Below are 25,678 nucleotides of genomic sequence, written 5' to 3' on the forward strand. Positions count from 1 at the left end.
GGAGTATGTCTACACAAAATAGCTTCGGTTATGAAAACTGTTTTATTCTTTCTTCTCATCGGTGTATCGCAGGTTTTAACAATCGATCTGCTGGCCCAGCAAAAGCATCCGTTAGGCGATGGATATATTCCCCTTCCCTATGCGGATACCGCCGTAATTGATGGCGAATCCAAAAGCGCGGCCAAAGGCAAGAGAACCAACCGGATGATTTTTGCAATCGATTTAAAGAATGAAAAAGTTGAAGTTGGGGATACCATTGTTACATCCGTCGTGCCGATTTCCCCGAGTAGTGTTAAAAACATAACCATCATTACGCAACTCTGCTATGAGAATTGTTCGTATCTAAGAGATCCTTATACCGGTGGTTATAAAATAAACGGGTATGGCGTCGATACGGCCAGGTCCGGTCAATTGCCTGGAGGTACCTACTATTTTCCAATCAAAGAGCAGAATCTGATTACCAATGACCAGGGTAACCAGATTGTTTTAGACAATTCAACCCTAAGTACCATCTACGTGCTTTTTGTCAATAACTATATGTATGAAGCAACGGTCAGTTTTACCGTGACGGTCAGAAAGAAAGTTGAGAATAAACTTGAGCTGCCCTTTGCCAGGGAACGAATTGTTCCCAGCCTGGCGAATGCCCGGTATCACGCGCTGCTGATCGGCGTGAATGAGTATGACGACCCTAATCTAAGACTGAAACGACCGGCCGTTGATCTTGCCCGGCTGGATAGCGTTCTGACCAATAAATATGCGTTTGCTTCCATAACCACACTACTTGATCCCAGTAAAAAAAAGGTCATTGATGTCTTAACCAATCTGGCCTATAGCCTGGTGAATGACGATAATCTTTTAATTTATTACGCAGGGCACTCGGTAGCTAACAGTGGCAACGGCTTTTGGGCGCTGCGTGATTCAAAAATTGATGATTATGACAGCTTTCTGTCGATAACGGCTTTGTCGAACATCATTGCACAAATGCGAATGCAGCAGGTGCTGCTGGTCGCGGATGCCTGTTATGGCGCATCAATCATCCGATCGTTAACGAGTTTACCGGAAGACAGGGTGAAAACCTGGAAGGAGTTATATAACCAGCCGGGCCGTAAGGCAATCAGTAGTAGTGTTCACGAAAAGGTACCGGATAAGAGCACCTTTATTGACTATTTTGTGAAAGGTCTGTTGACCAATGAAGATTACCTATCTGCCGAGCAGTTATACGATGGTTTTAAATTTCAGGTTTATAACAAATCGTCGACTAACCAGAAGCCAGTTTACGGCGATATAGATGGGGTTACGAAAAGCAGTGGTGATTTTATATTTAAAGTTAAAAGTGTAGCGGATTCTGCTATTGCCTTAAAACGATATACGATTGCGAAAGATACGGTTGTGCAGCAACAATACGCGTTAGGGATGGACCCGGTGGAGTTGGTTCGCCTGGACCAGACGGCAGCCGGCGATACTACCCGGTCGGGCATCGAAAACTACGCGAACCGATCCGTCACGCTGGTCAATACGTACAAAGGAAATGTGACCGTGCAGGTTGCCTTAAAGGACTTGCCGGCCAGTCAGCGGACGATCTCCATTCCGCCCAATAAAACCAAAATACTTGATCTGGGAAAATACCCGGCGGCTACCGTCACGGTTAAGGCCGACGATAACCCGGACCTGAAATACCAGCTTCAGCAAGGTATGCGGTATCAGATCAAATGGCTGGCGGATAGCGGGCAACTGGACTTATTTCTTGTCCGCTAAGCACTCACGGAAACGACAGGCTTCCTTCCCGTACAACCTCCGGATAGACGCCCGGATCGAAGCGGTAGAGGTAAGGCGATTTGTAGGGCGTGCCTTTGCGCCGTTCGTCGGTGCGTTGCAGGATGCCGGAGGCCTGCACCTTTTTATAAAAGTTACGGGCATCCAGCGGTCGCCCCAGAATGGTTTCGTACAGCCGCTGGAGTTCGGGCATGGTAAAGGTTTCGGGCAGCAGGTGGCTGACCGGCTGGTAGGGTAGTTGCCGGCGCAGATTCTCCAGGGCTACGGCAATGATCCGGTTATGATCGAACAGCAGATTCGGTAAGTCTTCCAGACTCCACCAGTCACAGGCATCGGTCAGCAAGTCGGGCCGGGGGGTTACTTCGGCGTATTCCACCAGCGCATAGTACCCCAGCGAGATGGTGCGCTCCGACCACTTGCTTAAATCAACCGGCAGGCCAATCCGCTGCCAGGTGTCTTCCTGATTATAGCGTACCGCATCCCCAAAAATGTGAAACTGTTGCAGGAAGATTTGCTGAAGACCGGTCCGCTCCCGCAGGATCCGCACGGCGGCCGCGTCTACCGACTCGGCTTTCCGGATAAAGCCGCCGGGCAGACTCCATTCACTGGTGCCTTTCCAGCGTAACAGCAACACCCGAATCCGGCCTTCGTGAAAACCAAAGACAACACAATCGATGGATAAGTAATGAATGGATTGCTCCGCTTCCTGTTTAAAGTAGTGGGTGACCGAATGGTTAAAATCTTTCATAGGGCAAGGAAAAAGATGTTCAGGGGCTTGTAGGGTAGCGATGCTTTATGTATTTTTGACGTAAAGATAGTACTATTCCGCTCCATCTGTTGCAAAGTAAGGGAATAGTGGCTGTTTTGATTCTCTACCCTGACTTACATGATGACTTTACGAACCCTGGTTCTTCCGGCGCTGCTGATGACGATGACCACTCACCTGCTTGTAGCGCAGCAGGCGCACGTCAATCTGGACTGGAATCCTCAGAAAAATGAACGTAATCTGACACCCTACGGTGCCAGTGTGATCTCACCTGAAGTCCACAACGATCAGCGCGTGACGTTCCGGTTAAAAGCCCCCGAGGCCCAGTCGGTAGCGCTGACGGGTGGCCCGATGCTGCTGGCTCTTAATACGAAAGAACCTATTCCATTCCAGAAAGGAGCTGATGGCGTCTGGACGCTGACCGTCGGGCCGGTGAAGCCGGATATCTATGTGTACCGGTTTGTTATCAATGGCGTAACCGTTCCCGACCCGAACAACACCCTCACCGGCTTTGCCGATCAGCCGGGCTACAGCAACCTGGTGGTACACGGCAGCGGACCGGCTTATTACGACGCCCGCAACGTACCCCATGGAGCAATTACCCGCCACATCTACCACTCCGACGTGCTGAACGGCGAACGCGAAATCTACGTGTACACGCCCCCCGGCTATGATCCGAAAAAGAAATACCCGGTGCTGTATCTGGTAGGCGGCAGTGGTGAACTGGCTTCCGGCTGGAGTATCGATGGGCGGGCGAATTTCATTACGGATAATTTACTGGCGGAGGGTAAAGCCGTGCCCATGATTATTGCCATGCCCAACAACCAGGTAGTTCATCGCAGCGACCCGAACCATACCGACCTTACGTTTAACCTGTTTGAGCAGGAGTTGCGGAAGCACATTGTGACCTTCGTAGACAAACACTACAGCACCCGCACCGACCGCCGGAGCCGCGCCCTGGCCGGTCTGTCGATGGGTGGGCGGCATACGCAGTTTGTGGGTATCAATAAGTGCCTGGACCTGTTTAGTTCATTCGGTATCCTGAGTGCCGGCGATCTGGAGCCGGAGAAAACAAGCGCGGCTTTCCTGAACGACCCCGACGCCAATAAGAAGGTAGACTACCTGTTCATCGGGCAGGGTACCGGCGAAGTAACGACAATTGGCAAGCGTACCGTGGTGCTGCACGAAGCCCTGCAGAAGCATTCTATCAAACACCAGTACTACGTTGGTGGCGACGGTGCTCATGACTGGGGCACCTGGCGGCACCTGCTCTACTACCAGTTTCTGCCGAATCTCTGGCGGAATAAGATGTAGTTGATGGTTCAAAAAAGTTAATCCTAATCACGTTTTACCATGTTCCTGAAAAAACAAACCCTGTTTATCCTGACCCTTGGTCTGGCAACTCTCATTATGCCGGATGTGTCGGCGCAGACGCAGCAAAGGCCGCCGACGCCGAATGACACCTTACGTTCCCCACACGTTCTGCCGGATAACCGGGTGGCTATTCGGATCTACGCCCCCAAAGCCAGTGAAGTTATCCTTTCAGGCGACTTCCTATCCGGTAAGCCACCGGTGTCGCTCACCAAAAATGAGCAGGGCGTCTGGTCCACCACGGTAGGTCCGCTGCGACCGGATTACTATACCTACACCTTGATGGTAGACGGCGTGCGGACCATGGACCCGAAGAATGCCGTGATTAAACAGGGTACCAACAGCCTGGAAAATGTGATGCTGGTGTCGGGCAGCGAAACGGCGTTTGAAGATAACCAGTCGGTGCCTCATGGCGAACTGCGGCAGGTCTGGTATCCTTCCAGTACGCTGGGTATGCTCCGCCGGATGCACGTATATACTCCTCCGGGTTATGAGAAAGGAACGACTAAGTACCCCGTGTTTTACCTGCTGCATGGCGGGGGTGACGATGACTCCGGCTGGCCAACCATTGGCCGCGCTAACTTCATTCTGGATAACCTGATCGCGGCCGGTAAAGCCAAACCCATGATTGTGGTCATGCCGAACGGCAGCATGCCCGCTTCTGTGATGGGGCAGGACCCGGCCCAGCGGATGAACAAAATGACCACGGCTTTTACCGATGAACTGCTGAAGAACGTGATTCCCCATGTGGAGAAGAACTATCGGGTGCTGCCGGGTCGCGAAAACCGGGCGCTGGCGGGCTTGTCGATGGGTGGTTTGCAAACGCTGGACCTGACCTTTTCTAACCCGGACCAGTTCAACTACGTAGGCGTATACAGTTCCGGCTTCTTCGGTCCGACTATCGAAGGTGCCGAAACCAAATATGCGAAGGTGCTGCAGGACCCGAATTTCAACAAGAACAAGAAACTCCTGCTGTTCCAGATCGGTAAAGACGATTTCCTGATGGATGCCAGCAAAAAAACGCTGTCGCTGCTCGATAAACACAACATCAAATACCAGTACAAGGAGACCGAGGGTGGCCATACCTGGATCAACTGGCGGCAATACCTCAACGAGTTTGCCCCGATGCTGTTTCGGTAAGACCTGTACCGGTCTGGCGGGACCCGGTCTGGTACAGACCAAACAACAATCCCGGCACGCTCAGCGTGCCGGGATTCGTACCCACCGTAATTTATAACTTAACCTGATAGCCAATACGCAGAAACGGGCCGTCTGGTTGCGTACCAGACTGGCGAAATAAAATTAATTAGCAGGCCGGTTAGTTGGGTGCTATAAACCGATTTGTACACCGACCGCCAGGGTATGGAAAATGCTGAAGTTATAGAAATTATTGGAATCGCCACCCCCTTCCAGGATTCGGTAACCGGCTTTTAGCTTTGTTTTTGGAGCAAGCGCATACGTGAGGCCGCCAAAGAAGTCTTCGGCCCGGCCATATGGCGAAACTAGTCCGTCACCTTCTAAGAGCAAGCCCAGGCGGCCCGGTTGGAAATTGGCGTAGACATTGAGTAAGGGTACAATACCGAGATCAGAAAACCGTCTGGTTTGTGTGCCGTCGCTTACCTCAATGTAGGCGTCTCTGATGTTACCGGTCAGCCCCACCGCCAACCGTAGTTTTTCCGTTCTGATGAAATTGTAACGGTACGTCAGTCGATACCCATTGAATTTGTAGCGGGTGGTCAGCGTCTGGCCAGCCGGAATGGTTAGGTCTTCAAAACGCACCGGTTCTGCCAACGGGGCTTTACTGACGGATTTGATGAGTAGGGGCGCAACCGTGACGAAGAAGGTATGCCGGTCATTGACCGTATAGCCAAGTCGGCCGCGCAGATTCAAAACGGGTTTTATCTGGAAATTAGATCCGAAGGCGTTATAGGGCGTCCCGCCCTGCGCCGGTTGCCGGATGTTGTTGTACGATCCGGGATAAACGATTCCGGTTTCGGCATCAACAAACAACTGAGCCTGAACGGCCAGCGCACTACAGGAGAAAAGCGCAACAAAGAATAATTGGCAGAACCGGCTTACACGGGGAGCCTTCATGATACATAGCGTTGGTTACCCATTGTAAAGCGATTATCAGAGCCGATTGTTGGAGGCTCTCTGCCAACAGGGTTCGTGTATTGACCAGAACGGTATTTTGCCGAATAATAAGATCATGTATTGTTCAAGTTTTTAAATGATACCTTTGGTTAACTACTCTCTACTTTTTTTCTCACCCATTCAGTTATGAGAACCTTTCTGTTAATTGGGCTGCTACCCTGGCTATTTGTTGCCTGTTCATCTATCCTGCAGGAGGATCACAACATTCCCGGTAATCAGCGGGTTCAGGCCGCCATCGATAAGGTACGGGCAGACCTGGAGGCTAATCTAAAAAATCAGGTTCCTTCCCTGAATGTATTGATCCAGACTCCGGCCGAACGCATTTTTGTGTCGTCGGTGCCGGCGGGTGGCACCCCCGTTACCGAAACGACTCATTTCCGGTTCGCCAGTAACACCAAAAACTTTACCTCCACCGCCATTCTGAATATGTACGAGGATGGCTGGCTGGACATTAAAGCCCGGATTACCGATCCGATTCCCGGCACGTCGGTACCCTATGTGCCTAATACGCCGAACTGGGACTTCCCCTTTAAATATGCCATTACCATCGAGCAACTGCTGCAGCATAGTGCCGGTGTTTTTGACGTAGACAATGACCCCGTCCCAGGGTTCAATGGCATGTCTTTTACGGAGGCTACCCAAAATGCCGATCCGACGCACCAGTTCAGTACCGACGAGATGGTGGCCCAATTGATTAAAAATAACCTGTTTTATTTTGAGCCGGGAACCGGGTACCATTACAGCAATACGGGCTATTCGATGCTGAGCAAGATCATCGAACGGGTCTATACCACCAAAAGCGGGAGCGCTAAAACCTACGGGGATTACCTGAAGGATTATGTGGTTGGCCCAACGGCACTGGTACCCGTAACCGTGCATTTTCCCATCCGGGCCGACGATACGGTGTTGCCCAGCCCCCGGGTAGAAGGGACAGTCCTATTGCCAGGCAAGGTCGAAAAATATGGGGATTACAACATGAGTGCGCAGGTAGGAGAGGGGAACGGCTATGGCACAATGGGCGCGCTGAATACCTATATACGGTCTCTGATGAAAGGGCAGAATGTATTGAAGCCGGAGACCGTCAAACTCATGCAGACCAACGTATCGACCGCAAATGCGGAATATGCCCTGGGGACAAACTTTAGGAAGAATCTGGGCTATGGGCATAACGGTGCCCGCATTGGCAATCTGGCCTTAATGGCCTACGATCCGCAAACGGATGTTTCGATAGTCGTTTATCTGCCCTTGTGGGATCTAACACAGGGTAACACGTCCTTTATAAAATGTTTTGAAGCCCTCTACGAGGCTGCTTATGCCGCCCGCACCACGCTGGGCTATCCGGGCAAACCCTAAAGAAGTCTTTACATCCGCATACTCAGTATAGATTGGGAGGAAGATTTGCCCGGCTATACTCGTCCATAAGGGCCGACGGCCACGAGCTTTATACCAATAGGGCCTGGCGTATTGCCTCTTCGACCGGCGAGTAGCCTGTTTCAGAATGCTCAAGGGTTAAAGCGTCGTGGAGCAATAATGGAGGCTGCGCCAGAAACCTTGGTTCGGTGCCAGTATGCGGTTGGGCCGAATGCACCAGGAAGGGGTGGCACAGGTACACCGTGCCGGCTGGTCCGGTAGCCAGTGTTTCGGTTTTGTGGGGTAAGTCCTCCAGTTTTCCGGCCAGATCCCTAAACGAAAGCCCCTCATCTCCCGCCGTACGGAGGATTCGGGCTACATCCCGGTGCGAACCGATCCGGATGCGGGTGGGGGCATCCCGCTCACCGACATCCGAAAACAAAAACAGCATCAGCAGCGCCCGGCCTCTGGACCGCACGTTGATCCGCCACTCGAAAAAGTCAGCGGGATCGGCACCGGGAAAACTGGCATCGACATGCCAGCCGGTATCACCTGGATTATCAGTCGAGGGGAAGCGAACCGGAAAGGTGCCCATATTCCGGCACGGTATCCACCGGCCCGGCCCCACCAACTGGTCAAAGGCGGCATGAAGCACAGGCGTGTTGGCCGCTTCCACAAACGGAGCCAGTGCGTACATACCCAGCCGGATAACGGGTTGTGTCCACGTCGCCGGGTCATCCCTGCGGCAAGGCAAATCCTGCCAGAGTATGTCCCTTACCTGCCGGGCCGTTTTGGTGGAAAATGCATTGTCTATGCGAACAAAGCCGTTGTGGATGAACTGCTCGATTTGCTCTTTGGACATACTTTGTTGCTTTTTTCTACTTACCGCCTTTACTGCTTATCTTGTCTATTGTCATTAAATATTGTCCTTATTTTTCAGCTAAGCTAGCACACTTTTTTAGGTTATGTCGCCTAAGTTCACTTTATAAATTCGGTAAAAGTTGGGCTATCTTTCGTAACGAAAACGCATTGCCGGTGTTAGTGTTCCGCCTGCCTGGTAAGTTACTATATTGTGGAGTAAATAATATATACCGGGTGATGGTTCGTCAGCCGGTATTTTGGCAATGCACTGTTAGCGGTTCGTTCAGCTTGAGTTTCTTCACCAACCTTAGTTTTTAGGCATTTGCTTGACGGGATCATACGGTTGTGCTTCTAGTACAATGTGAACGTTTTGGCCTGCATCCATTAACCATTTTCCATTTTGTTTCACATAGACAAGCGTAGCCAAATCAACATTGGGATTATCCTTAGTTCTGGGTGGTGTTCCATCGGGTAAAGGAGCACCGCCGTAAAAATGCCACACAAGGTGGGCGATGGCCACATCTTTGGTTACAAACCGGATTGCAACAGATTTCTTCTCACATACCGATCCTTTGAACATTGTGTTGTGATAGACCTGGTGTGCATATTGTGACTGCTCTCGCCCTTTCCACCACATGCCTACCACATTCACCCAATCGGTATTTTCTGTTGTGTAGTTTCTCAAATCGTCGTAATTGTGCTTGTTCCAGCTATTGATCATCGCATCAATCTGGCCATTTATGGCTGCTTCATCTTTGGTGCGGTTTTGCGCAAGAATGAACCCATATAAGAATAAGAAGACAGTTGTCGTAAGTGCTTTTTTCATGACTGTTTGTTTCCCGTAAAGCTATCTTTAGCACAAGGGTAAAGCATAGTACGAAACCGACATCTTAGCAAAAGAGTCGGGTGAAAAATTTCACCTGCGAGTTCAATAGCTCAGCCTCAATAGAAGAGGGATTAACCCCGGCAAATTCCTGGAAGTCACGAATAAGGTGCATCTGGTCAAAATACCCGCATTCATGTGCAATCTGTATCCAAGGAATGCGTGGCTGTTGTTCTTTCAGAATCCATGCTTGGGAAAACCTGACCAGACGGGAAAAATGTTTCGGCGGCAATCCGATGCGTTGCTGAAAGACGCGTTCAAATTGTCGGGTGCTTAAGCAGGCACGAGACGCTAGTTGGTCTATTTTGATTAACCCACGTTGTTGAATGAGTAGGGGGAGCACATGATCAATGGGTAAGGCTTGTTTTACTCTGTAGGTATGTTTAAGCAGAAAACGTTCAATGATCATTATCATTTCACCATACGAAGCGGCTATCCGTAATTGGTCAGCGACTTCATTTAATTGATTGCCCAGCAATTCTACCCCATCAAATGCCTCTTGGCAAAATAGCTCACTCATGGGTATGCCTAAAAAGCGGTACAATCCGCCCGGTTGAAACCCCACCTTTATCATCAAATGATCACGACCCAGTGTAATCTTATGTCTATTGATCTGAGGTCCAATGACGAGGGAAGAAGAAAGTGTTTTCTTTTTTTTCGTGGATATAGTTTCTACATCCACACTGTCTCTTACATAAAAGATCAAAGAGTGTTCGGGAAGCGGTGGGATAGAGAACGTGCAGGCGTTTCCCGTTGCCTCAGAGGTCAACTCGTGTACCATGATGTTGTTGACAAACCCTTTTAAGGCCGAATGAGGCACGTAGAGTTGTTGAAACATGGTGCTTCTTTTAATATAATTTGCAATTGGCTCTGGTACGGTCGTACGACCGCTAGCACATAAATATGCGAAAGTTTTGTCGTACTTTTTGTATTTATTTAGACTCTACCAGGAATTTGTAGCATTTTCAATGTCGTACTTATTTGGCGAGTCTCCTCAACTTTTTGAGTCAGATGCTCCTGGAAAATTACTCCTTTTTAAGGTGGATGGGCCAAATGAACTCTCCTGATCAAATTCCGTTATTCTAAGCGATTAATCAAGTGTTACAAACTATTCAACATGGACTTAGCCGCCTGCAACTGTTCCCCCGCTGGTGTGGCCTTCAGATTTGCAATCTCAAACCCCTTTAATACCTGCTCTAATTGCTGCAACTTGTCGGTCTGGTTGTTCTTCTGAAATTGCTCTTTCAGGATGCGGATCTTTTCGTAATCCTGAATGCCTTCGATCAGGCGCTCGAAGCGGAGGGAGGTGCGGGGGCCGGGGTATACAAAGTAGGTATCGCCGGCGGCCCAGCTCCGGAAGCGGGAGTCGCGGAGCGGGTCTTTTACCCAGGAGTTGTAGGCCCAGCGCAGGTAGCCATCGTAGCCTTTGTGCGCCGAGTGCCAGGCCAGCCAGGTGGCTTCGGCGGGCGGGGAGAAGGTAAAGGTGTTGGGGTAGCCTTCCGGGCAGGCGGTGTAAAAGGTCGTTTTCTGGCCGCGCTCCTTGCGCTGCTGTAGCGTCGCCGGCTCTATCACCTGGTTGGAGGCTATGCTGTAGTCGGCGAGGTCCTGCTGGATTTCGGGGTGGTAATTGCCGGCCAGTACTACCTTGAAATTTTTATCCACGTTTTTGATGACCTGGAGGGCCTGCTGCATGGCGGCCATTGGGCGCTCGTCCATGGCGATGGTGGTCTTGCCAAACCAGCCTTTCTGCTTCAGGTGCCGGGCAAAGTCGGTCAGCATCGGCCGCCAGTGGTTGTCGTATTCGGACGTGCCGGTTTTGGCGATCAGGAAGGTGTCTTTGCGGGCGGCTTCGTCGTAATACGCAAATTTCAGGTCCCACGGAATCATACTGTAGCAGTTTATCTGCTGGTCAATGCCCAATGCCATCATGTAATTCACCCACTGGTCGAAGATGGCGTAATCGTACGTCCAGCTTCCGTCTCTTTTCTTTACCCAGCGCACCATGGAGCCGTACACATCTTCGGTCTGGCTGCGCCAGGGGTCGTGGATGATGGTGGCCGTAATTACTTTCTGCCCCGCATTCGCCAGCATCTGCATGTACGGCTTCATCGCGGCCATGTGCTCCGGCGACCAGGGTTTTACGTTATGCATCCGTGCTACGGCGTAGGGGCTTTGCCAAAGATCGAGGTGAAAGCGCCAGTCCTTCGGCGCGGGCAGGGTGTGGTTTAGCACCTCAATGGTGTATTCTAACGGTGTTAACTGGCTGTTTTGGCCCGTTTTTATCGTAACAGTGCCCTTGTACATGCCCGGCGGGGTATTGGCCGGCACGGATACGCTGAGCCAGACGGGCTGCGTTGTCTGCTGCGGAATGGCCAGCGGCTGCACCATGTCAATGGCGTCGGCTACCAGTGACGAATCAAAATCGACGACTTTGCGGTTGCCGCAGCCGGTACCGTCGGGGTTCAGCGCGTCGGTCATTACGTAGCGCACAAAGCCGGCCTTCACCTGACCGGCGGGAATGGTATTGCCCTTGTTGTTGCGTAAGTCGCTCCATACCAGACTGACCGGGTCCAGGGGCTTGGTGGTCCAGATCAGCAGTTGCGTATGCACTTTTTCCCCCCGCCAGGCTTTGGTGCTCCATTGCGGTGTAAGCGCAGCCGTGGGAGCCGTGTGTTTTTCGTAGCGGACGTCGGGCGAGGCAAAGCTGACGTAGGTGCCTGCTTTTACGGCCTGCCAACTAGCCTGGTTTATGGGTTTCGGGTTTGGGAGTTCGGTGTACGATTGGGCGAGTGGTTGCGCCGAAAGGTACTGGCCGGTTAGTAACAGACCGGCGAGCAGCAGATATTTCATAGAAGGCAGGGTAAGGATTACACGGAGTATTAATTCTAGGTACTTTCGGCAAAGAAAGCAAAAGGGAAACAGTATTTGTCCGTAATTCCCGGCTTTTTTACGCATAAAACTAACCATCAACAGGAGCAAACGACATCTCCCTACCCCTACATGCGTTTAAATTCACGTTCTGCTGCTTTCTGGTTGGGACTGACGGGAATGGCTGCGGCCGGTGCCGGCCTGAATTCCTGCCAGGCTACCCGCCAGCCAATCGTTCAGGCTACTACCCAAACCACCCCGGCACCGGCCCCCGCTGCGCCGGTCAAACCAGCCCGTGTGCTGGTCTTTTCCAGGACCAAAGGCTGGGTGCATACATCCATTCCGTTTGCCATTGCGGCAATTCAGAAGCTGGGCCGCGAAAACGGTTTCCGGGTCGATACCACCAAAAATGCCGCTTACTTCACCGACGACAGCCTGCGGAACTACCAGGCCGTGGTGTTCAACTGCACCACAGGCAACGTGCTAAACCCCGAGCAGCAGGCGGCTTTTGAGCGCTACATCCAGGCCGGCGGTGGCTACATGGGCATTCACTCGGCGGCCGATACCGAATACGAATGGCCGTGGTACGCCAAACTCATGGGGGCCCACTTCTCCAGCCACCCGAGCCAGCCCAACGTGCGCAAAGCGACCGTGGACGTGACCGACAAAAACCACCCATCCACCGCCCACCTGCCGGATAAATGGGAGCGCACCGACGAATGGTACAACTACCGCACCTTCTACTCCGGCCTGAAGGTGCTGGCCAACCTGGACGAGAATACCTACAACGGCGGTACCAACGGGGCCAACCACCCCATTGCCTGGTACCATGAGTTCGACGGTGGCCGGGCTTTTTATACCGGTGGTGGCCATACCGATGAATCGTTCAGCGACCCGCAGTTTGTGCAGCACATCCTGGGCGGTCTCAGGTACGCGATGGGGACCGGCAAACCGCTGGATTACTCGAAAGCCTATGCCAAAGTGACGCCGGAGGAAAACCGCTTTGTGAAAACCGTTCTGGTGAACGACCTGAACACGCCGATGGAACTGGCCGTGTCGGACGACGGCCGCATCTTCTACTCCGAACTGCGCACTGCTAACCTGTACGTCTACGATACCAAAACCGGTCAGAATGCCCTGGCGCACCAGTTCAAAGTGGCTACCAAAGGTGGTACCGGTCTGATCGGCGTTACGCTGGACCCGAATTTCAACCGGAACAATTTTATCTACCTCTACTATTCGCCCCCAACGGATAAGGAGCCGATTATTTTCAACCTGTCGCGCTTTACGGTAAAAGCTGATAACACGCTGGATCTGGCGTCCGAGAAAATTCTGCTCCAGGTACCGGTGGAGGAAAACAGCGGCTCGCACCATGGCGGTTCGCTGGCCTGGGATAAAGACGGCAACCTCTACCTGTCGACGGGCGACAGCTCCAGCCCCTTTCCGTCTGACGGCTACGCACCCCTGGATGAACGACCGGGTAAGGAGTACTACAGCCTGGATGCCCAGCGCTCATCGGCCAATACCAACGACCTGAAAGGAAAAGTTCTGCGCATCCACCCCGAGCCGGACGGAACCTATACGATACCCGCCGGTAACCTCTTCCCGAAAGGCATGGAAAAGACCCGGCCTGAAATCTATTCCATGGGCCACCGTAACCCGTACCGCATTGCCGTCAATCCGAAAACGTCGGTGCTGTACATCGGCGAGATTGGACCGGATGCCGGCAAGGACAGCATCCAGGGGCCACGGGGCTATGATGAGTTTAACCAGGTGCGCAAACCAGGTAACTACGGCTGGCCGTATTTCATCGGCAACAACTACGCCTACGCTAAATGGGATTTCACGACCAAAACCGCCGGTCCGCGTTTCGACCCAAAGGCCCCGGTGAACAATTCACCGAACAACACCGGCCTGACAAACCTGCCGCCCGCCCAGCCCGCCATGATCTGGTACCCATATCTGGCGTCACCGGAGTTTCCGGAACTGGGGCAGGGTGGACGCAGCGCCATGGCGGGCGAGTTTTACACCTACGACAAAAACTCCTCCTCAAAAACCAAATTCCCGGACTACTACGATGGGGCGCTGTTTGTGTTCGACTGGATGCGCAACTGGGTGTTGGCGCTGCGCTTCGACCAAAACGAAAACTATGTCCGCAGCGAACCCTTTATGACCGCCAACGGCGATTTCCGCCGGCCCATCGACCTGGCATTCGGTAAAGACGGCGTGATGTACATGCTGGAATACGGCTCGGTCTACGGAGCCGATAACGAGGATGCCCGGCTGGTGAAGATCGAATACAATACCGGTAACCGCGCTCCCATTGCCCGGGCGGCCGTGGTGGATTCGGCCGCAGCGGCCCAGGCCAACGCCCGCGCCTGGCTGACCTCCGACAACCGGAACGCGCCCGTTCTGCGCGAGGCTGTCGGTCAGGCTCCGCTGAAGGTTAGGTTCAGCGGCCGGGGTTCCCGCGACCTCGACGAAGATGATCAGGTGAAATACCAGTGGCTGTTCGACGGCAAAACCCTTGGCTCTACCGCCCCCAACGCCAGCTATACCTACACGCAGCCGGGCGTTTATAATGCCATCCTAAAGGTGACGGATCAGAATGGTTTGGTCGGTATGGATACCCTTGTGGTGAAGGTTGGCAACGCGAAACCGGAGGTAGCGATTACCACGACCGGCAACAAATCCTTCTTTTGGGAGAATAAGCCGGTGTCCTACGCGGTGCGGGTCAGCGACAAAGAAGATACAAGAATCGACCCGAAGAAGGTGAAGGTGTATTTCAACTATAACCCCGAGCCGGGTACGATGAACAGCCAGCCGCAGACGGGACACCAGGAGGTAGCCCTGGCCGAAACCAATTCACTGGGCAAAAACCTGATTGCCGCCAGTGACTGTAAAGCGTGCCATACCATCGATAAGGTATCGGTCGGGCCATCGTATGTAGCCGTCGCGCAGCGGTACAAGAGCCAGGCGGGTGCCATCGAAAAACTGGCGAAGAAGATTATTGCTGGTGGGGGCGGTAGCTGGGGAACGACCCACGTGATGAGCGCCCATCCGCAGATACCGGCGTCTGACGCGCAGGAGATGGTGAAATACATCTTCTCGCTGACCGACGAGAAAAAGCAGGCCCAAACTTTGCCGCTTCAGGGTACGCTGCCACTCAACCAGCACAAGCCCACAGAACCGCGTGGGCAATACACGGTGGTGGCTAGCTACACCGATAAGGGAAGTAAAGGGGCAGAGCCGCTGACCAGCACCGACGTAATGACCCTGCGGAATGCCAAAGTGAGTACGATCCACGCCGATGCCCATACCGGTTTTGCCCGATTTGGCAATAACCTGAGCTCCGGCAGCCATAAAGCCTATGTTCTGCTGAAGAACATCGATCTGACGGGTATTCGCAAACTAACCTACGAATACGCATCGCTGAACAAGGATGGCGAAATAGAAATGCGGATTGATTCTTATGCCGGCCCCATCATTAGCCGGACGGCTTACACCGCCACGGGCGACTGGAAAACAGTAAAAACGGTAACTGGAGAAATCAGCCAGCCGGTAACTGGTAAGCACGATGTTTATTTTGTGGTTGTCAGAAGGCAGAAGCCTTATAACGACATTATTAACCTGAAGACAATTCAGTTTGACGAGTAGGCAACGTACAGGACTTCAGAAGATAGAAGGGGTTTGTAATCGGAAACGATTACAGACCCCTTTCCGTGAGTGGCATACTCTCACTCCAGTACGAAACCAGCGTTCTGACGGTCTGGTTCCAGCTTTCGGGTTTGAACATATGCGGGGTCGAGGTTCTGTGCAGCGCGGTTTCGGCCCACGAAAAAGAGGTGTCTTTGCTGTAGGTAATAATGGGAACAAGGCGCGTCAGCGGGTGTTGGTGCAGCGCATTCATCACGGAGCGGTAAAAATCGGAAGCCGTATCAATGTCGACCATAATCAGGATCGGCCGGGTACTCAGTTCCTTCAGGAAATCAGCTAACCCTTTAACTCCATCGGCATACGTTTCCGGCCAGAAATGGCGGGTGGGCACTCCCTGTGCCTGAAACTCGTCGAGTAGTTGGCGCTGATCACCGGGGCAACCCCCAATCACCAGCACAGAGAAAAAAGATTCCATGGCAAGATTAGTTATCTCATAGAGGATGGTGACTATTAATCGTTTCTGCCAGTTCTTAATTCTATAGATTAATAGGCAGGGATTCGAAAGTTACAACTAAAAATGTAATTTTCGAAGATTTTCTTATAAAATTTTTGTGAAAGATTTATGCCTAAAGGTATCGTTAAGGTAATCTACCTAAAAAAGACCCCTCAATGGCTCAGGAACCGCTCTCCCTTATACGTTTGTATGTTCGGATGGCAATCAGTAGGATACCCGTAAACGCAATCAGCCCCAGAATTCCCCACAACATACTGAGCGCGTCTTTCAGCACCACCAGAAAAACAATCCCTACCAGGAAGATAGTGGCTACCTCATTCCAGACCCGAAGCTGCGTCGACGTATAGCGGGTAAGGCCCCGCTGCTGCTGCCGGAAAATGATATGGCAGGCGATATGATACAGGTACAGCGTGGCGACCAGGCACAGCTTGATCACGAGCCAGCCGGGCGTGGCCCCATAGTTGTACCAGGTGCTCAGGCCCATGATCAGCGTCACCACCGCCGAGGGCCAGGTAATGCCGTACCAGAGCCGGCGCTGCATGAGCAGCAGCTGGTCCTGCAAAACGCTTCGCTCGGCTTCGGGCCGGGTGGTGGCCTCCGTGTAATAGATGAATAAGCGGGGAATATAGAATAACCCGGCAAACCAGGTTACGACAAAGATGATGTGCAGCGCCTTAAAATACAGAAACGTCATGTCTGATCGGGTGTCCTGGCGTCACCCGATCAGACGTGATCGGGTGACGCTTACGACTTGTTGGTTGTATTCGGGTTCAAATATACAAGCACAAGGGCAGATGACGCACCCTGCAGGCGGGTATAGGCCAGCAACAATCCCTGTTTCGTTGCCAGCAGAGTAGGCTGGGTTGCAATTTCGCCCGGCCGGGTGAGGTAAACGGGTTGTGAAGCGCCATCCGCTCCCAGGTATTTCAAACCGATTTTGCGGTAGGCACCCGGTCCTTCACCAACCCACTCTTCCCAGCATAGCGCCAGCCGATTATCGGCGAGTACGGCTAGCTGCGGAGCCTTCATGGCGGACGTTTGGGGTTTCTCCAGCAACGTCTGCTGCCCAACCCGAGTCAGCCGCAGACCGGCTTCTCCCTCTTTGCCGCTGTACCAGGTAGCCAGTACCTCGTTGCCGGCGGCCACCAGTTGGATGCCACTGTGTGGACAGGCGTTTAGCTGCCAGTGGTCGGCGTAAATCACCGTAGGCTTGCTGAAGGTCCGTCCACCGTCGGCCGACCGGGCGTAGCTCATGTCGCGGCTGCCGTCGGCCAGCAAATCGCGGTAGGCCACGTGGATGCCGCCGTCGGACGTCACGGCCAGGCTGGTGCGGCAGCACTGGCAGGCACTGGAGTCGATCAGGATTTCGTGGGTAAAACCACCTCCGGGCGTCGTCTGCGCAAACTTCACCGAACGGCCTTCCTGACCGGGGAGCTTTTCGTCGAGCCATACCGCGCCGACTTCTCCGTTGGGTAGTGTAATGAGGTCGCTAAACGAATGGCCTTTGCCGGGGGTAACGTCCTGATGAACCGGTTTGGGCAAGGTCCAGGTCCGGCCGCCATCCGTCGACTGCACAAACAGCAGGTCGCTGGCCCGGGGCGAATCATCGGTCGGTTTGCTGATTTCAACCGTGGCGATCAGGGTGCCGTCTTTTTTGAAGGCGATTCGCGGACGACCTTCCGGATGGGTAGACATTGTACCCGGAGCTGCTACCCGGATTTTTGGGTTGAAGGTGCGGCCGCCATCGGCTGAAACGCAGAAAAAGAGAGCCGCCTGATCGTTGGCTTTTTCAACCCAGCTGATGACCGGATTACCCTGGTGGTCGGTAGTGAACCGGGGTAGCGCTGCCTGCTGTCCGGCATCGAGGGTGACTGGCTGCTGGGCCATAATGGGATAGCTGAACAGGCAGGTAATGGCCGTTAAAAGGGCTATGCGTTGGAGCAGCTTTTTCATTGTTTTACGTTGGTTTCGATAGTTACTTCTTGCCACTGAGCTGATACTGCACGCCCAGCGTGATCGTTCTCGGCGCGGCTGGCGTGAAGGTGGTGCGGTCGGTCGGGTTATTGCACCGGCTGGCGACATTGGCGTATAGTTCGTTAGTCAGGTTGAGCACGTTGGCAAATACTTCCAGTCCCTTCCACTCGTAGCCGGCGCGGACATTCAACACGCTGACACCCTTGGCACCAAACGCACCCCGGTCTTCATAACGCACTGTATTTATCTGATTCTGGTACCACGGACTCATCCGCTGCCATTCCACCGACGACCGCAGGCCTTTGGCCCAGCGGGGCTTGTACGTTACCTCCGTGTTGGCGACCCAGCGCGGAGCCTGGGGCATATCGTAGCCGCTGACGTTCCGGACGGCATCGGTCTGGCGGTTGCTGATGGCGAAATCGACAAACCGGTGCGTGGCGTTGGTACCGCCGAAGCGGAAGAACCATTCGGTGGTTGGCTTGTAGGTCAGGCTGTACTCGATGCCCTGGTGCAGGGTCCGGCCGGCGCTCTGGTAGTCAAACGAGTTGTCGGCCTGGCGGATGTTGAGCAGTTCGTTGCGGCCGGTCATGCGGTACACCGCCCAGTCGATATACACTTTGCGGTCGAGCAGCGAGGCCCAGCCACCCACTTCCATATTATCGAACCGGGCGGGTTGCAGGTTGTAGTAGAACGGATCGGTACCAGGTAGGGCGGCCGGATTTTTCCGGAACACCGCCGTCAGACCGGGAGGGGAGAAACCCCGGCTGAGGTTGGCGTACAGACCGCGCCCCCGGCCGAGGTCATACGTCAACCCCAGTTTGGGGGTCAACTGCTGGTACGCCTTCGTGCCGGACGTGTTGTCCAGGAAATTGGTGTAGCCGAACGACATCCGGTCGTAACGGGCTCCGAGGGAAACCCGCAGGTTGGTGGCCGGCGCAAAATCATACTGGGTGTACAGGGCCGCGTTGTGAATTCGGGCATCGTACCGGCTCAGGTACTGATTCGGTGATTCTCGGATCTGGATGTATTGGGCCACCGTTTTTTTATCCGGCCGTAATTTGGCTTCCAGTTCTGTCTGGTAGGCATAATAGGTAGTCGGCGAATAGTCGAAGGTAGCCCCGGCCAGCAGGCGGCTGTCCATAAGGGCGAAGCGCTGGCTGTGCTGCGCAATAACACCGTAGCTGTAGAAGCGGTTGTCGTTGATTTCGCCCGTAGCGGTGGTCGCCCCCGATTTCCAGCGGATAGCGTAGTTAGGATTCTGTTTGATGCTGTTGTCGCGGTAGAATACTGTCACAAAGCTCTCGCTGTTTTCCGACCAGCTATGTTCCAGCGTCAGCCGGGAGCGCAGGGCATACACCTTGCGGTAGGTAAAGTCGGTGGTGCTGGTGTACTGCCGGTTGTAGAACGCTACGCTGTCGACGTTGCCGCCGGTCTGCGAGTCGTAGTTGTTGTACGCCAGGGTACCGATCAGCCGGGTATGGTCACTCAGTGCGTAATCGGCGCGGCCGTTGAACGATACCTTATCGAAATCGCTGCGGGTCTGCCAGCTATTGCGCTGCCGGGCCAGAAAACCGCCGGCATAAACGCCCAGTCGCTTGGTGACCATACCCCCCGTGCCGAATTGCACGCGCTTGTAGCCCCACTGGTCGCCCTGCACACCCAGGCGAAACACCGGTACGGCGGTCGGCTTGTGGGTAATGAGATTGATGGCTCCGCCCACCGCTTCGGGCCCGTACAGTGACGATGCGGGGCCTTTGACTACCTCAATGGAGCTGACGGCCAGTACGTTCATTTCAATCAACGCATTGTGGTTGAACACACCCATCGGTCGCACCGGCACCCCGTCTTCCAGATACAGGTAATAGGCATTGGTGCCGAACGGCTGGCGTATGCCCATGGTGTGCTGCTCGTTGCCGAGGTTCGCCATGACCACGCCCGGCGTTTTGTTGATCACCTCGTAGAGGTTGGTCGGCTTGGTATCCTGGATTAAGGTGGGTGATAGCCTGGCTATAGCAACCGGCGCTTCGGTGCGCGACTGGGCCTCGCGGCTGGCGGTGACCACAATGGTTTGCAGGTCTTCTACTTTGGGTTGCAGGGAAACCGTGAGTTTGCTATCGGCCGCGTTCACCGTCTGTTCGGCATAGCCGATGCTGCTCACCTGGAAACACTGGCAGGCATTGGCGCACTGCATCTGGAACTCGCCCAAGGCGTTGGTGGTGGTGCCGGTGGTGGTACCGGGAACCCGAACCACCGCACCCGCCAGCGGTTCTTTGGTCTGGGCATCAAGTACTTTACCCTGGTAATGTATCTGCTGAGCCATAGCTGGTCCGGCAAGGCAGAGCCCGGCCACCAGTACGGCGTAGTAAAACGCTTTCATGGTAGAATGATTTAAAAGAGGAAGTAAGTTGAACTGCCCGCTAAACAGGCATTATTCGGGAGTACACCATCTGGTGGTTGACCGGGACGGGCAACCGTACAGAGTGTACGGCGGAGAGCGTTAACTACAAGGCGGGTGAAAGAAGTCGAATGACGGATCGGCATACGCCCGGCTACTGTAGACGGGAAAGGCGGTGGCGATCCAGATGGTACTAACGGAGGCAAATGAAAAGTCGGCGGTGATGGGCGGGGTAAAAGGCACCACTTCCAGCAGTTGCTGCCACTGAGCCAGGTCTCTGGCGGCCCGTTCGTCGGCAGCTTTCAGCTTTTTGGCCAGGACGCATTGTCCATCGCAATGGAGTTGCGGCCGTGAGCGGTTTTCGCAGAGCGTGCGGGCGATGTACGGTTGATTAATGCTGAACCAGGCCAGTATGATCCACTTCCCGCTGTTTTGCATCAGCAGCAGGCTAAGCAGAAAATAGACGATGACCTTTTTCATGAGTATCAGCTAATTGCAGCGTAAAGGTAATGCCTACTCAACAGGCAGGGTAAACCCAAATCTATGTATCGACATTTACTGCCTTTGAACCGGCAGGAAGTACCGGTTAACGGGGGTAAAGGTAGCAGGGGAAATTAGCCTGATAACTGACGATAATCAGATAAAAAACTCTTTTTTGTCACCCTTCCCCAATTTCTACCATCCATCCCAAATCCCTTGAGCAGACCTTCGTTACATTCTATCTTGCCAGCCAGTCATTTAGCCATACCTTCAAGCCTGTACCGCCATGTTCAAGTTTAGAACGAAATCTGCTGAGGAGCCGAAACGCATTAAAAAATCTCCGCTTCGGGAGTGGTTCGATTCCATCCTGTTTGCCGTTGTGGCCGCCACCCTGATCCGCTGGCTGACGGTGGAAGCCTTCGCCATCCCCACACCGTCGATGGAAAACAGCCTGTTGGTCGGCGATTTTTTGTTCGTGAGTAAACTGCATTACGGCAGCCGGACGCCCAGCACCCTGTTGCAGGTGCCGCTCACCCACCAGAAACTCTGGGGCACTAACCTTCCATCGTACAGTTCGGCCATCCAGTTGCCTTTTTTCCGGCTACCCGGTTTTACGCACGTAAAAAATGGCGATGTGGTGGTATTCAATCTTCCGCCCCAGAAGCCGGGCGAACCGGCTTATCCCGTTGATATCAAGACATATTATGTAAAACGGTGTATCGGTATACCGGGCGATGTGGTGACCATGCGCCGGGAGCAGGTTTATGTCAACGGCAAACCGGTTGCGTCTCCTCGTCGGGCTCAAACTACCTATTTTGTCAAAACCGCCGAAGTGCTGAACGGCCGCTTTTTCCGCCGGTACGGCATCGTCAATGATTTTGCGTCGGCAGAAGGGCCCTTCATCAACTGGGAACCTATAGAATGGTATAACGATTCACTGAAAACAACCCAATTGGTGGGTTACCGGGTCAACACCACGCAGGAGACAGTTGCGAAGCTGAAGGAACTGGACTGGGTAAACGGCATCGAACCGATGACCGACGCTCCGGGAAACACGGAGCAGGGGCATTATGGTAGTTCAGTATACAACTGGAACCGGGATAACTTTGGTCCGCTTACCGTTCCGAAAAAAGGGGTGACCATACCGATTAATCAGCAAACGATTGCGGTATACGGACCGGTGATTCAACGCTACGAGGGAAATCAGAATGTAACGGTAACACCAACCACCATCCACATCAACGGACAGCCAGTTACCTCGTATTCCTTCAAACAGAACTATTACTTCATGATGGGGGATAACCGGCATAACTCCGAAGACTCCCGCTACTGGGGATTTGTGCCGGACGATCACGTAGTGGGTAAGGCCATTTTTGTCTGGATGTCGGTAGATCCGGTACCGGCCGACATCTGGCATAAGGTCCGCTGGAACCGATTGTTCCGGCTGGTCGAGTAGGAGAGAAGGTCACTACTTCGTTTCCGTGCGTACGTAGACAAACCCCTGGGGAGGCTTGGAATTGGGCGGATTGGTGCCCTGGAGCGAGTACACGTAATTGGCGACGGCCTGCTGCTCTTCGTTCGTGAGCATATGTTTCCAGGCCGTCATGGGAGTGTTGGGAACGCCGTGCCGGATCGTCCGGAAAATGTCTTTCAGGCTGCCGCCATAAATCCAGTATTCGTCGGTCAGGTTGGGGCCGACTACCCCTTCGCCCTGCGCGCCATGGCAGGTAACGCAGCGGCTGTCGAACAGCTTTTTTCCATGGGTGAGTACGGCCGCATCCTGCTGGAGGAGCTTTACGGAATCTTCTGTAATGATTCGGGCTGCTGCCTGTCTGCTGAGGTAATCAGCGGCCCATTGATAGGAACCGACCAGCCCATAGGCCATTAGGAGGTAAATAGTCAGACGCTGCCAGGACTTTTGCGGTCGCCATTTCCGGTCAACATAGACCGCTAAGCCGATAAAAAGCGGAGGCAGTACAACGAACAGTACGTATTGAGGCAGATCAGGGTTCATAGGAAACGGCGGCAGGGGCGTTGAGCCGGGAAGTAACCAATTGTTTGCCGAAAAGAATACAGACACTTAGCCACAGGCCAACGGATGCAGCCAGTGCCCACTCGGCAAAGTAGGGCAGGTACGAACCGGCGAAACGGCTCAGCACAAATTCGGTAACGAGGATCAGCTCCGACAGGGTGAAGAACACCAGAAACGCCCAGAGTCCGGCGGAGGATGCGTTCAGCCAGCGCTCATGCAGGGCTTTGCTCAGCAGAAACAGGCTGATAACGCCGATAAAGACCAAATGCAAATAGGCAATTACTACGTGCCGCTGCTGGTACGTCCACTGCACCACATAGGGGAATACCGAGGCCGCCTGCAAGCTTATTTTAAGCACAAAGCCGGCCCAGGCCAGTACCGCTAACCGCCACGCCCAGCCACGCAGGCGCTGGCTCAGCACCTGCCGGTGCTGCCACAACCACCCCGCCAGCCAGCCACCCGCAGCCAGTTGCAGCAGTGCCGATACCGCACCGACCAGCCACACCCAGCCCGGCGGCTGCGCCCACAAAGCCGATAAGCTAAACGAACCAAAACAGGAAATCACCAGCGCAGCCAGCACCCGCTGTCCTGTTTTTGGCGAGGGTATCAGCTTCCATTGTTCCAGCCACCGCACCACTAATGCCAGACAGCCGAAAATGAACCAGCCGTTGTACAGGAAATGCAGGTAATAATAAATGGACAGGTTATACCAGACACTCGCTTCCAGATGCTTCGCCTTCAGGTATCCTAATCCATACGGTCCCAGGGTCGAAATCGCTAAAAAGAATAATCCCCAGCGTAAAAATCGGGCCGCCAACGCACCACCAGACGAGCCGTCGTGCCGTTTAAAGCCGTTAACCATCACCCACACCATTCCGTACGACAAAAACACGTGCAGCGTCGAAAACGCAATCGACCCGGCGGCATACCCCTGCATCGGAAAAAACACCAGCATACCCACCATCGACACCTGAAAGCCAAGCCAGAGCAGCTTATATACCGGAAAGCGGTTGACCGAAAAAAAGGTAGTAACCAACGCGGTGAAGAGCGCATTGAACGCCCAGCCCAGCAGCACCACATGCGAGTGCGTATGCAGCAGATATGGGTAAACCAGGCCCGGTACCGGCCAGACCATCATGGTCCGCAGCAACACGCCGATACTACCGGCTATCCCAAACCAGCCGAGGGCTGTAAGCCATTGCCGGCGGATTGCTCCCGGCCAGTTAAGAATAAATGTTTTATCACTGGACAGCCGCCTGACGGCGTTACGTAAATTCACGGTAAGCTTATTTGTCACTACCAACACCAGTTTGCCGGCGGCTACGAGGCTCCCGGTTCAGCACCGCCAGTCCATTCTCCACATCTGCAGCCAGATTCCGGATGGTACGGGTTTGCAGCGTTTCGTATACCGTATCCCGATACGTAACTACTTCATGGTGCAGCGGGCAGGGATGCTCACCGTTGCAGTCGGGGAGACCCAGCACACATTTATGGAACGCACTCAGGCCGTCGATGGCGTCGACTACCTCAACAATGGGCGTATCCAGCGTATCTTCATTAGTATAAAAACCGCCATGCGGACCTTTGGTCGAGCTGAGAATATCCCGCCGGACCAGGTTCTGCATTATTTTGCCCATAAAATGCTGAGGTACCTTCAACGCATCCGCTAGCTCCGGAATGCCAATTTTGTGGTCTTCGGAACCCTTCAGGGCTACGTATATAATACCGCGGATGGCGTACCCGCACGCTTTTGACAACATGTCTTTGTTGGGTCAGGTTTCAATTTTTTGTCATCCCTCGGCACCGGCAGCCCGGCTGCGTCGGGATGACAAAAAACGGAACAATTAATTCAAAGCGAGTTCCTGCTCCAAAGTTAGCGCTTTTGGAAACAGCAGGTTGTTTTCGAGGTGAATGTGCTGCATCAGATCCGTTTCCAGCTCCTCCAGTTTGGCGTACAGCAACCGGTGCGTGTTGCAGGCGTTGATCGGTGGGGTGTAGTCGCTGGTCAGCTCCCGCAGTTTGAAGAGCAGGGTGCCGGCGGCATCGTGTTCGGCTTCCATCACGTGAATCGGCATTTGGAGGGAGCCAATCTGCGTAACCGGTATACTGGTGTTGACACGCTCTGCCTGCACCAGTTGCCGGATAAACGGAAAGACCACCCGCTCTTCTTTTTCCAGATGCGGGATGAGTTCGGCCTTCAGGGCTTCGTAGGTGTCCCAGATTAACAGCACTTCCGGAAAACGCTCCCCATGCTTACTGGCTACCTTATACGCCAGTTGTTCAATGAAAGGCAGGTTCTCGTACAGATACCCGTGGTGTACATTAACGATGTAGTCGGCCAGGAAAACGGGCGACCAGCGGTCGAATTGCTCCGACGGCAGCCGCTTTCCTGTAGGCAGGTGCCCCAGTTTCTCGATAACCTCCTGAACCGGAACGCCGGCGCGCTGACTGGCCTCTGCCAGGGTACGCTTGCCGTTGCAGCAGAAGTCAATGCCCAGGCGTTTGAAAATTTCAGCGGTGCGGATGTCTTGCGCAACTATTTCGCCGACCGTGGTTGCGTCTGAATCGAAGTTGTTGATAGTAAGCATTTTAATGATTAG

Annotated in this window: 21 protein-coding genes; 6 read left to right on the top strand and 15 right to left on the bottom strand. The window is 53.6% G+C overall.

Translation table 11 applies throughout. From position 1 onward, the window contains the following. The first annotated feature begins 30 nt into the window (after positions 1 to 30). Positions 31 to 1,755 (top strand): caspase family protein, encoded by a 1,725-nt coding sequence (locus ABD949_RS30625; protein WP_345250373.1) that lies wholly within the window; start codon positions 31 to 33, stop codon positions 1,753 to 1,755. 4 nt (positions 1,756 to 1,759) lie between these two features. On the opposite strand, the gene ABD949_RS30630 is transcribed toward ABD949_RS30625, so the two are convergent. Next, positions 1,760 to 2,521 (bottom strand): NUDIX hydrolase, encoded by a 762-nt coding sequence (locus tag ABD949_RS30630; RefSeq protein WP_345250375.1) that lies wholly within the window; start codon positions 2,519 to 2,521, stop codon positions 1,760 to 1,762. 138 nt (positions 2,522 to 2,659) lie between these two features. Between ABD949_RS30630 and ABD949_RS30635 the strand changes: the two genes are divergently transcribed. Both ABD949_RS30635 and ABD949_RS30640 read left to right on the top strand, forming a co-directional pair. After that, positions 2,660 to 3,853, top strand: coding sequence for an alpha/beta hydrolase-fold protein (locus ABD949_RS30635; RefSeq protein ID WP_345250377.1), 1,194 nt, complete (start codon positions 2,660 to 2,662; stop codon positions 3,851 to 3,853). A 39-nt stretch (positions 3,854 to 3,892) separates the two neighbouring features. Further along, positions 3,893 to 5,050, top strand: coding sequence for an esterase (locus ABD949_RS30640; protein WP_345250379.1), 1,158 nt, complete (start codon positions 3,893 to 3,895; stop codon positions 5,048 to 5,050). A 189-nt stretch (positions 5,051 to 5,239) separates the two neighbouring features. Here ABD949_RS30640 and ABD949_RS30645 read toward each other — a convergent pair whose 3' ends face one another. Beyond that, positions 5,240 to 6,004 (bottom strand): hypothetical protein, encoded by a 765-nt coding sequence (locus ABD949_RS30645; RefSeq protein ID WP_345250381.1) that lies wholly within the window; start codon positions 6,002 to 6,004, stop codon positions 5,240 to 5,242. Between the two features lie 186 nt (positions 6,005 to 6,190). On the opposite strand from ABD949_RS30645, the gene ABD949_RS30650 reads away from it, so the two are divergent. After that, positions 6,191 to 7,417, top strand: a complete 1,227-nt coding sequence (locus ABD949_RS30650) for a serine hydrolase domain-containing protein (protein ID WP_345250383.1) — start codon at positions 6,191 to 6,193, stop codon at positions 7,415 to 7,417. Between the two features lie 88 nt (positions 7,418 to 7,505). Here the strand turns inward: ABD949_RS30650 and ABD949_RS30655 are convergent, their stop codons facing one another. The 4 genes from ABD949_RS30655 to ABD949_RS30670 all read right to left on the bottom strand — a co-directional run bounded on the left by ABD949_RS30655 (position 7,506) and on the right by ABD949_RS30670 (position 12,008). Further along, positions 7,506 to 8,276: a phytanoyl-CoA dioxygenase family protein gene (locus ABD949_RS30655; RefSeq protein WP_345250385.1), complete on the bottom strand. Its 771-nt coding sequence runs from the start codon at positions 8,274 to 8,276 to the stop codon at positions 7,506 to 7,508. Between the two features lie 306 nt (positions 8,277 to 8,582). Next, positions 8,583 to 9,101 carry an SgcJ/EcaC family oxidoreductase gene (locus ABD949_RS30660; protein ID WP_345250387.1) on the bottom strand — a complete coding sequence of 173 codons (519 nt, stop codon included), beginning with the start codon at positions 9,099 to 9,101 and terminating at the stop codon, positions 8,583 to 8,585. Between the two features lie 64 nt (positions 9,102 to 9,165). Beyond that, positions 9,166 to 9,996: a helix-turn-helix domain-containing protein gene (locus ABD949_RS30665; protein WP_345250389.1), complete on the bottom strand. Its 831-nt coding sequence runs from the start codon at positions 9,994 to 9,996 to the stop codon at positions 9,166 to 9,168. A gap of 263 nt (positions 9,997 to 10,259) precedes the next feature. Further along, entirely contained in the window at positions 10,260 to 12,008 is a 1,749-nt protein-coding gene (locus ABD949_RS30670; RefSeq protein ID WP_345250391.1) for a DUF4091 domain-containing protein, read from the bottom strand. Between the two features lie 150 nt (positions 12,009 to 12,158). On the opposite strand from ABD949_RS30670, the gene ABD949_RS30675 reads away from it, so the two are divergent. Then, positions 12,159 to 15,683 carry a ThuA domain-containing protein gene (locus ABD949_RS30675; RefSeq protein ID WP_345250393.1) on the top strand — a complete coding sequence of 1,175 codons (3,525 nt, stop codon included), beginning with the start codon at positions 12,159 to 12,161 and terminating at the stop codon, positions 15,681 to 15,683. 49 nt (positions 15,684 to 15,732) lie between these two features. On the opposite strand, the gene ABD949_RS30680 is transcribed toward ABD949_RS30675, so the two are convergent. The 5 genes from ABD949_RS30680 to ABD949_RS30700 all read right to left on the bottom strand — a co-directional run bounded on the left by ABD949_RS30680 (position 15,733) and on the right by ABD949_RS30700 (position 21,046). Then, entirely contained in the window at positions 15,733 to 16,158 is a 426-nt protein-coding gene (locus tag ABD949_RS30680; protein WP_345250395.1) for a hypothetical protein, read from the bottom strand. Positions 16,159 to 16,357: 199 nt separating this feature from the next. Next, positions 16,358 to 16,891, bottom strand: coding sequence for a CopD family protein (locus tag ABD949_RS30685; protein ID WP_345250397.1), 534 nt, complete (start codon positions 16,889 to 16,891; stop codon positions 16,358 to 16,360). Between the two features lie 50 nt (positions 16,892 to 16,941). Then, positions 16,942 to 18,150: a sialidase family protein gene (locus ABD949_RS30690; RefSeq protein ID WP_345250399.1), complete on the bottom strand. Its 1,209-nt coding sequence runs from the start codon at positions 18,148 to 18,150 to the stop codon at positions 16,942 to 16,944. Positions 18,151 to 18,172: 22 nt separating this feature from the next. Then, entirely contained in the window at positions 18,173 to 20,548 is a 2,376-nt protein-coding gene (locus ABD949_RS30695) for a TonB-dependent receptor (RefSeq protein ID WP_345250400.1), read from the bottom strand. A gap of 120 nt (positions 20,549 to 20,668) precedes the next feature. Then, entirely contained in the window at positions 20,669 to 21,046 is a 378-nt protein-coding gene (locus ABD949_RS30700; RefSeq protein WP_345250402.1) for a hypothetical protein, read from the bottom strand. 286 nt (positions 21,047 to 21,332) lie between these two features. Between ABD949_RS30700 and lepB the strand changes: the two genes are divergently transcribed. After that, positions 21,333 to 22,502, top strand: coding sequence for a signal peptidase I (gene lepB, locus ABD949_RS30705; RefSeq protein WP_345250404.1), 1,170 nt, complete (start codon positions 21,333 to 21,335; stop codon positions 22,500 to 22,502). A 12-nt stretch (positions 22,503 to 22,514) separates the two neighbouring features. Here lepB and ABD949_RS30710 read toward each other — a convergent pair whose 3' ends face one another. From ABD949_RS30710 to ric, 4 genes are all read right to left on the bottom strand, one after another. Further along, a complete protein-coding gene (locus ABD949_RS30710) occupies positions 22,515 to 23,060 on the bottom strand; it encodes a c-type cytochrome (protein ID WP_345250406.1) in 546 nt (181 codons plus the stop codon). After that, positions 23,050 to 24,357: a hypothetical protein gene (locus ABD949_RS30715; RefSeq protein WP_345250408.1), complete on the bottom strand. Its 1,308-nt coding sequence runs from the start codon at positions 24,355 to 24,357 to the stop codon at positions 23,050 to 23,052. Before ABD949_RS30715 ends, ABD949_RS30710 begins: the two co-directional genes overlap by 11 nt. 7 nt (positions 24,358 to 24,364) lie before the next feature. Beyond that, positions 24,365 to 24,838 (bottom strand): RrF2 family transcriptional regulator, encoded by a 474-nt coding sequence (locus ABD949_RS30720; RefSeq protein WP_345250410.1) that lies wholly within the window; start codon positions 24,836 to 24,838, stop codon positions 24,365 to 24,367. A gap of 84 nt (positions 24,839 to 24,922) precedes the next feature. Further along, the gene (gene ric, locus ABD949_RS30725; RefSeq protein ID WP_345250412.1) at positions 24,923 to 25,666 is read right to left on the bottom strand and encodes an iron-sulfur cluster repair di-iron protein; all 744 of its coding nucleotides are present in this window, start codon (positions 25,664 to 25,666) and stop codon (positions 24,923 to 24,925) included. Positions 25,667 to 25,678 lie beyond the last annotated feature (12 nt).

The organism is Nibrella saemangeumensis (assembly GCF_039541915.1).
Lineage (GTDB): Bacteria > Bacteroidota > Bacteroidia > Cytophagales > Spirosomataceae > Nibrella > Nibrella saemangeumensis.

Excerpts from the sequence above, each read along its gene's own strand:
- ABD949_RS30625 (WP_345250373.1), top strand. The coding sequence starts at position 31 with ATGAAAACTGTTTTATTCTTTCTTCTCATCGGTGTATCGCAGGTTTTA.
- ABD949_RS30630 (WP_345250375.1), bottom strand. The coding sequence starts at position 2,521 with ATGAAAGATTTTAACCATTCGGTCACCCACTACTTTAAACAGGAAGCG.
- ABD949_RS30635 (WP_345250377.1), top strand. The coding sequence starts at position 2,660 with ATGATGACTTTACGAACCCTGGTTCTTCCGGCGCTGCTGATGACGATG.
- ABD949_RS30640 (WP_345250379.1), top strand. The coding sequence starts at position 3,893 with ATGTTCCTGAAAAAACAAACCCTGTTTATCCTGACCCTTGGTCTGGCA.
- ABD949_RS30645 (WP_345250381.1), bottom strand. The coding sequence starts at position 6,004 with ATGAAGGCTCCCCGTGTAAGCCGGTTCTGCCAATTATTCTTTGTTGCG.
- ABD949_RS30650 (WP_345250383.1), top strand. The coding sequence starts at position 6,191 with ATGAGAACCTTTCTGTTAATTGGGCTGCTACCCTGGCTATTTGTTGCC.
- ABD949_RS30655 (WP_345250385.1), bottom strand. The coding sequence starts at position 8,276 with ATGTCCAAAGAGCAAATCGAGCAGTTCATCCACAACGGCTTTGTTCGC.
- ABD949_RS30660 (WP_345250387.1), bottom strand. The coding sequence starts at position 9,101 with ATGAAAAAAGCACTTACGACAACTGTCTTCTTATTCTTATATGGGTTC.
- ABD949_RS30665 (WP_345250389.1), bottom strand. The coding sequence starts at position 9,996 with ATGTTTCAACAACTCTACGTGCCTCATTCGGCCTTAAAAGGGTTTGTC.
- ABD949_RS30670 (WP_345250391.1), bottom strand. The coding sequence starts at position 12,008 with ATGAAATATCTGCTGCTCGCCGGTCTGTTACTAACCGGCCAGTACCTT.
- ABD949_RS30675 (WP_345250393.1), top strand. The coding sequence starts at position 12,159 with ATGCGTTTAAATTCACGTTCTGCTGCTTTCTGGTTGGGACTGACGGGA.
- ABD949_RS30680 (WP_345250395.1), bottom strand. The coding sequence starts at position 16,158 with ATGGAATCTTTTTTCTCTGTGCTGGTGATTGGGGGTTGCCCCGGTGAT.
- ABD949_RS30685 (WP_345250397.1), bottom strand. The coding sequence starts at position 16,891 with ATGACGTTTCTGTATTTTAAGGCGCTGCACATCATCTTTGTCGTAACC.
- ABD949_RS30690 (WP_345250399.1), bottom strand. The coding sequence starts at position 18,150 with ATGAAAAAGCTGCTCCAACGCATAGCCCTTTTAACGGCCATTACCTGC.
- ABD949_RS30695 (WP_345250400.1), bottom strand. The coding sequence starts at position 20,548 with ATGAAAGCGTTTTACTACGCCGTACTGGTGGCCGGGCTCTGCCTTGCC.
- ABD949_RS30700 (WP_345250402.1), bottom strand. The coding sequence starts at position 21,046 with ATGAAAAAGGTCATCGTCTATTTTCTGCTTAGCCTGCTGCTGATGCAA.
- lepB (WP_345250404.1), top strand. The coding sequence starts at position 21,333 with ATGTTCAAGTTTAGAACGAAATCTGCTGAGGAGCCGAAACGCATTAAA.
- ABD949_RS30710 (WP_345250406.1), bottom strand. The coding sequence starts at position 23,060 with ATGAACCCTGATCTGCCTCAATACGTACTGTTCGTTGTACTGCCTCCG.
- ABD949_RS30720 (WP_345250410.1), bottom strand. The coding sequence starts at position 24,838 with ATGTTGTCAAAAGCGTGCGGGTACGCCATCCGCGGTATTATATACGTA.
- ric (WP_345250412.1), bottom strand. The coding sequence starts at position 25,666 with ATGCTTACTATCAACAACTTCGATTCAGACGCAACCACGGTCGGCGAA.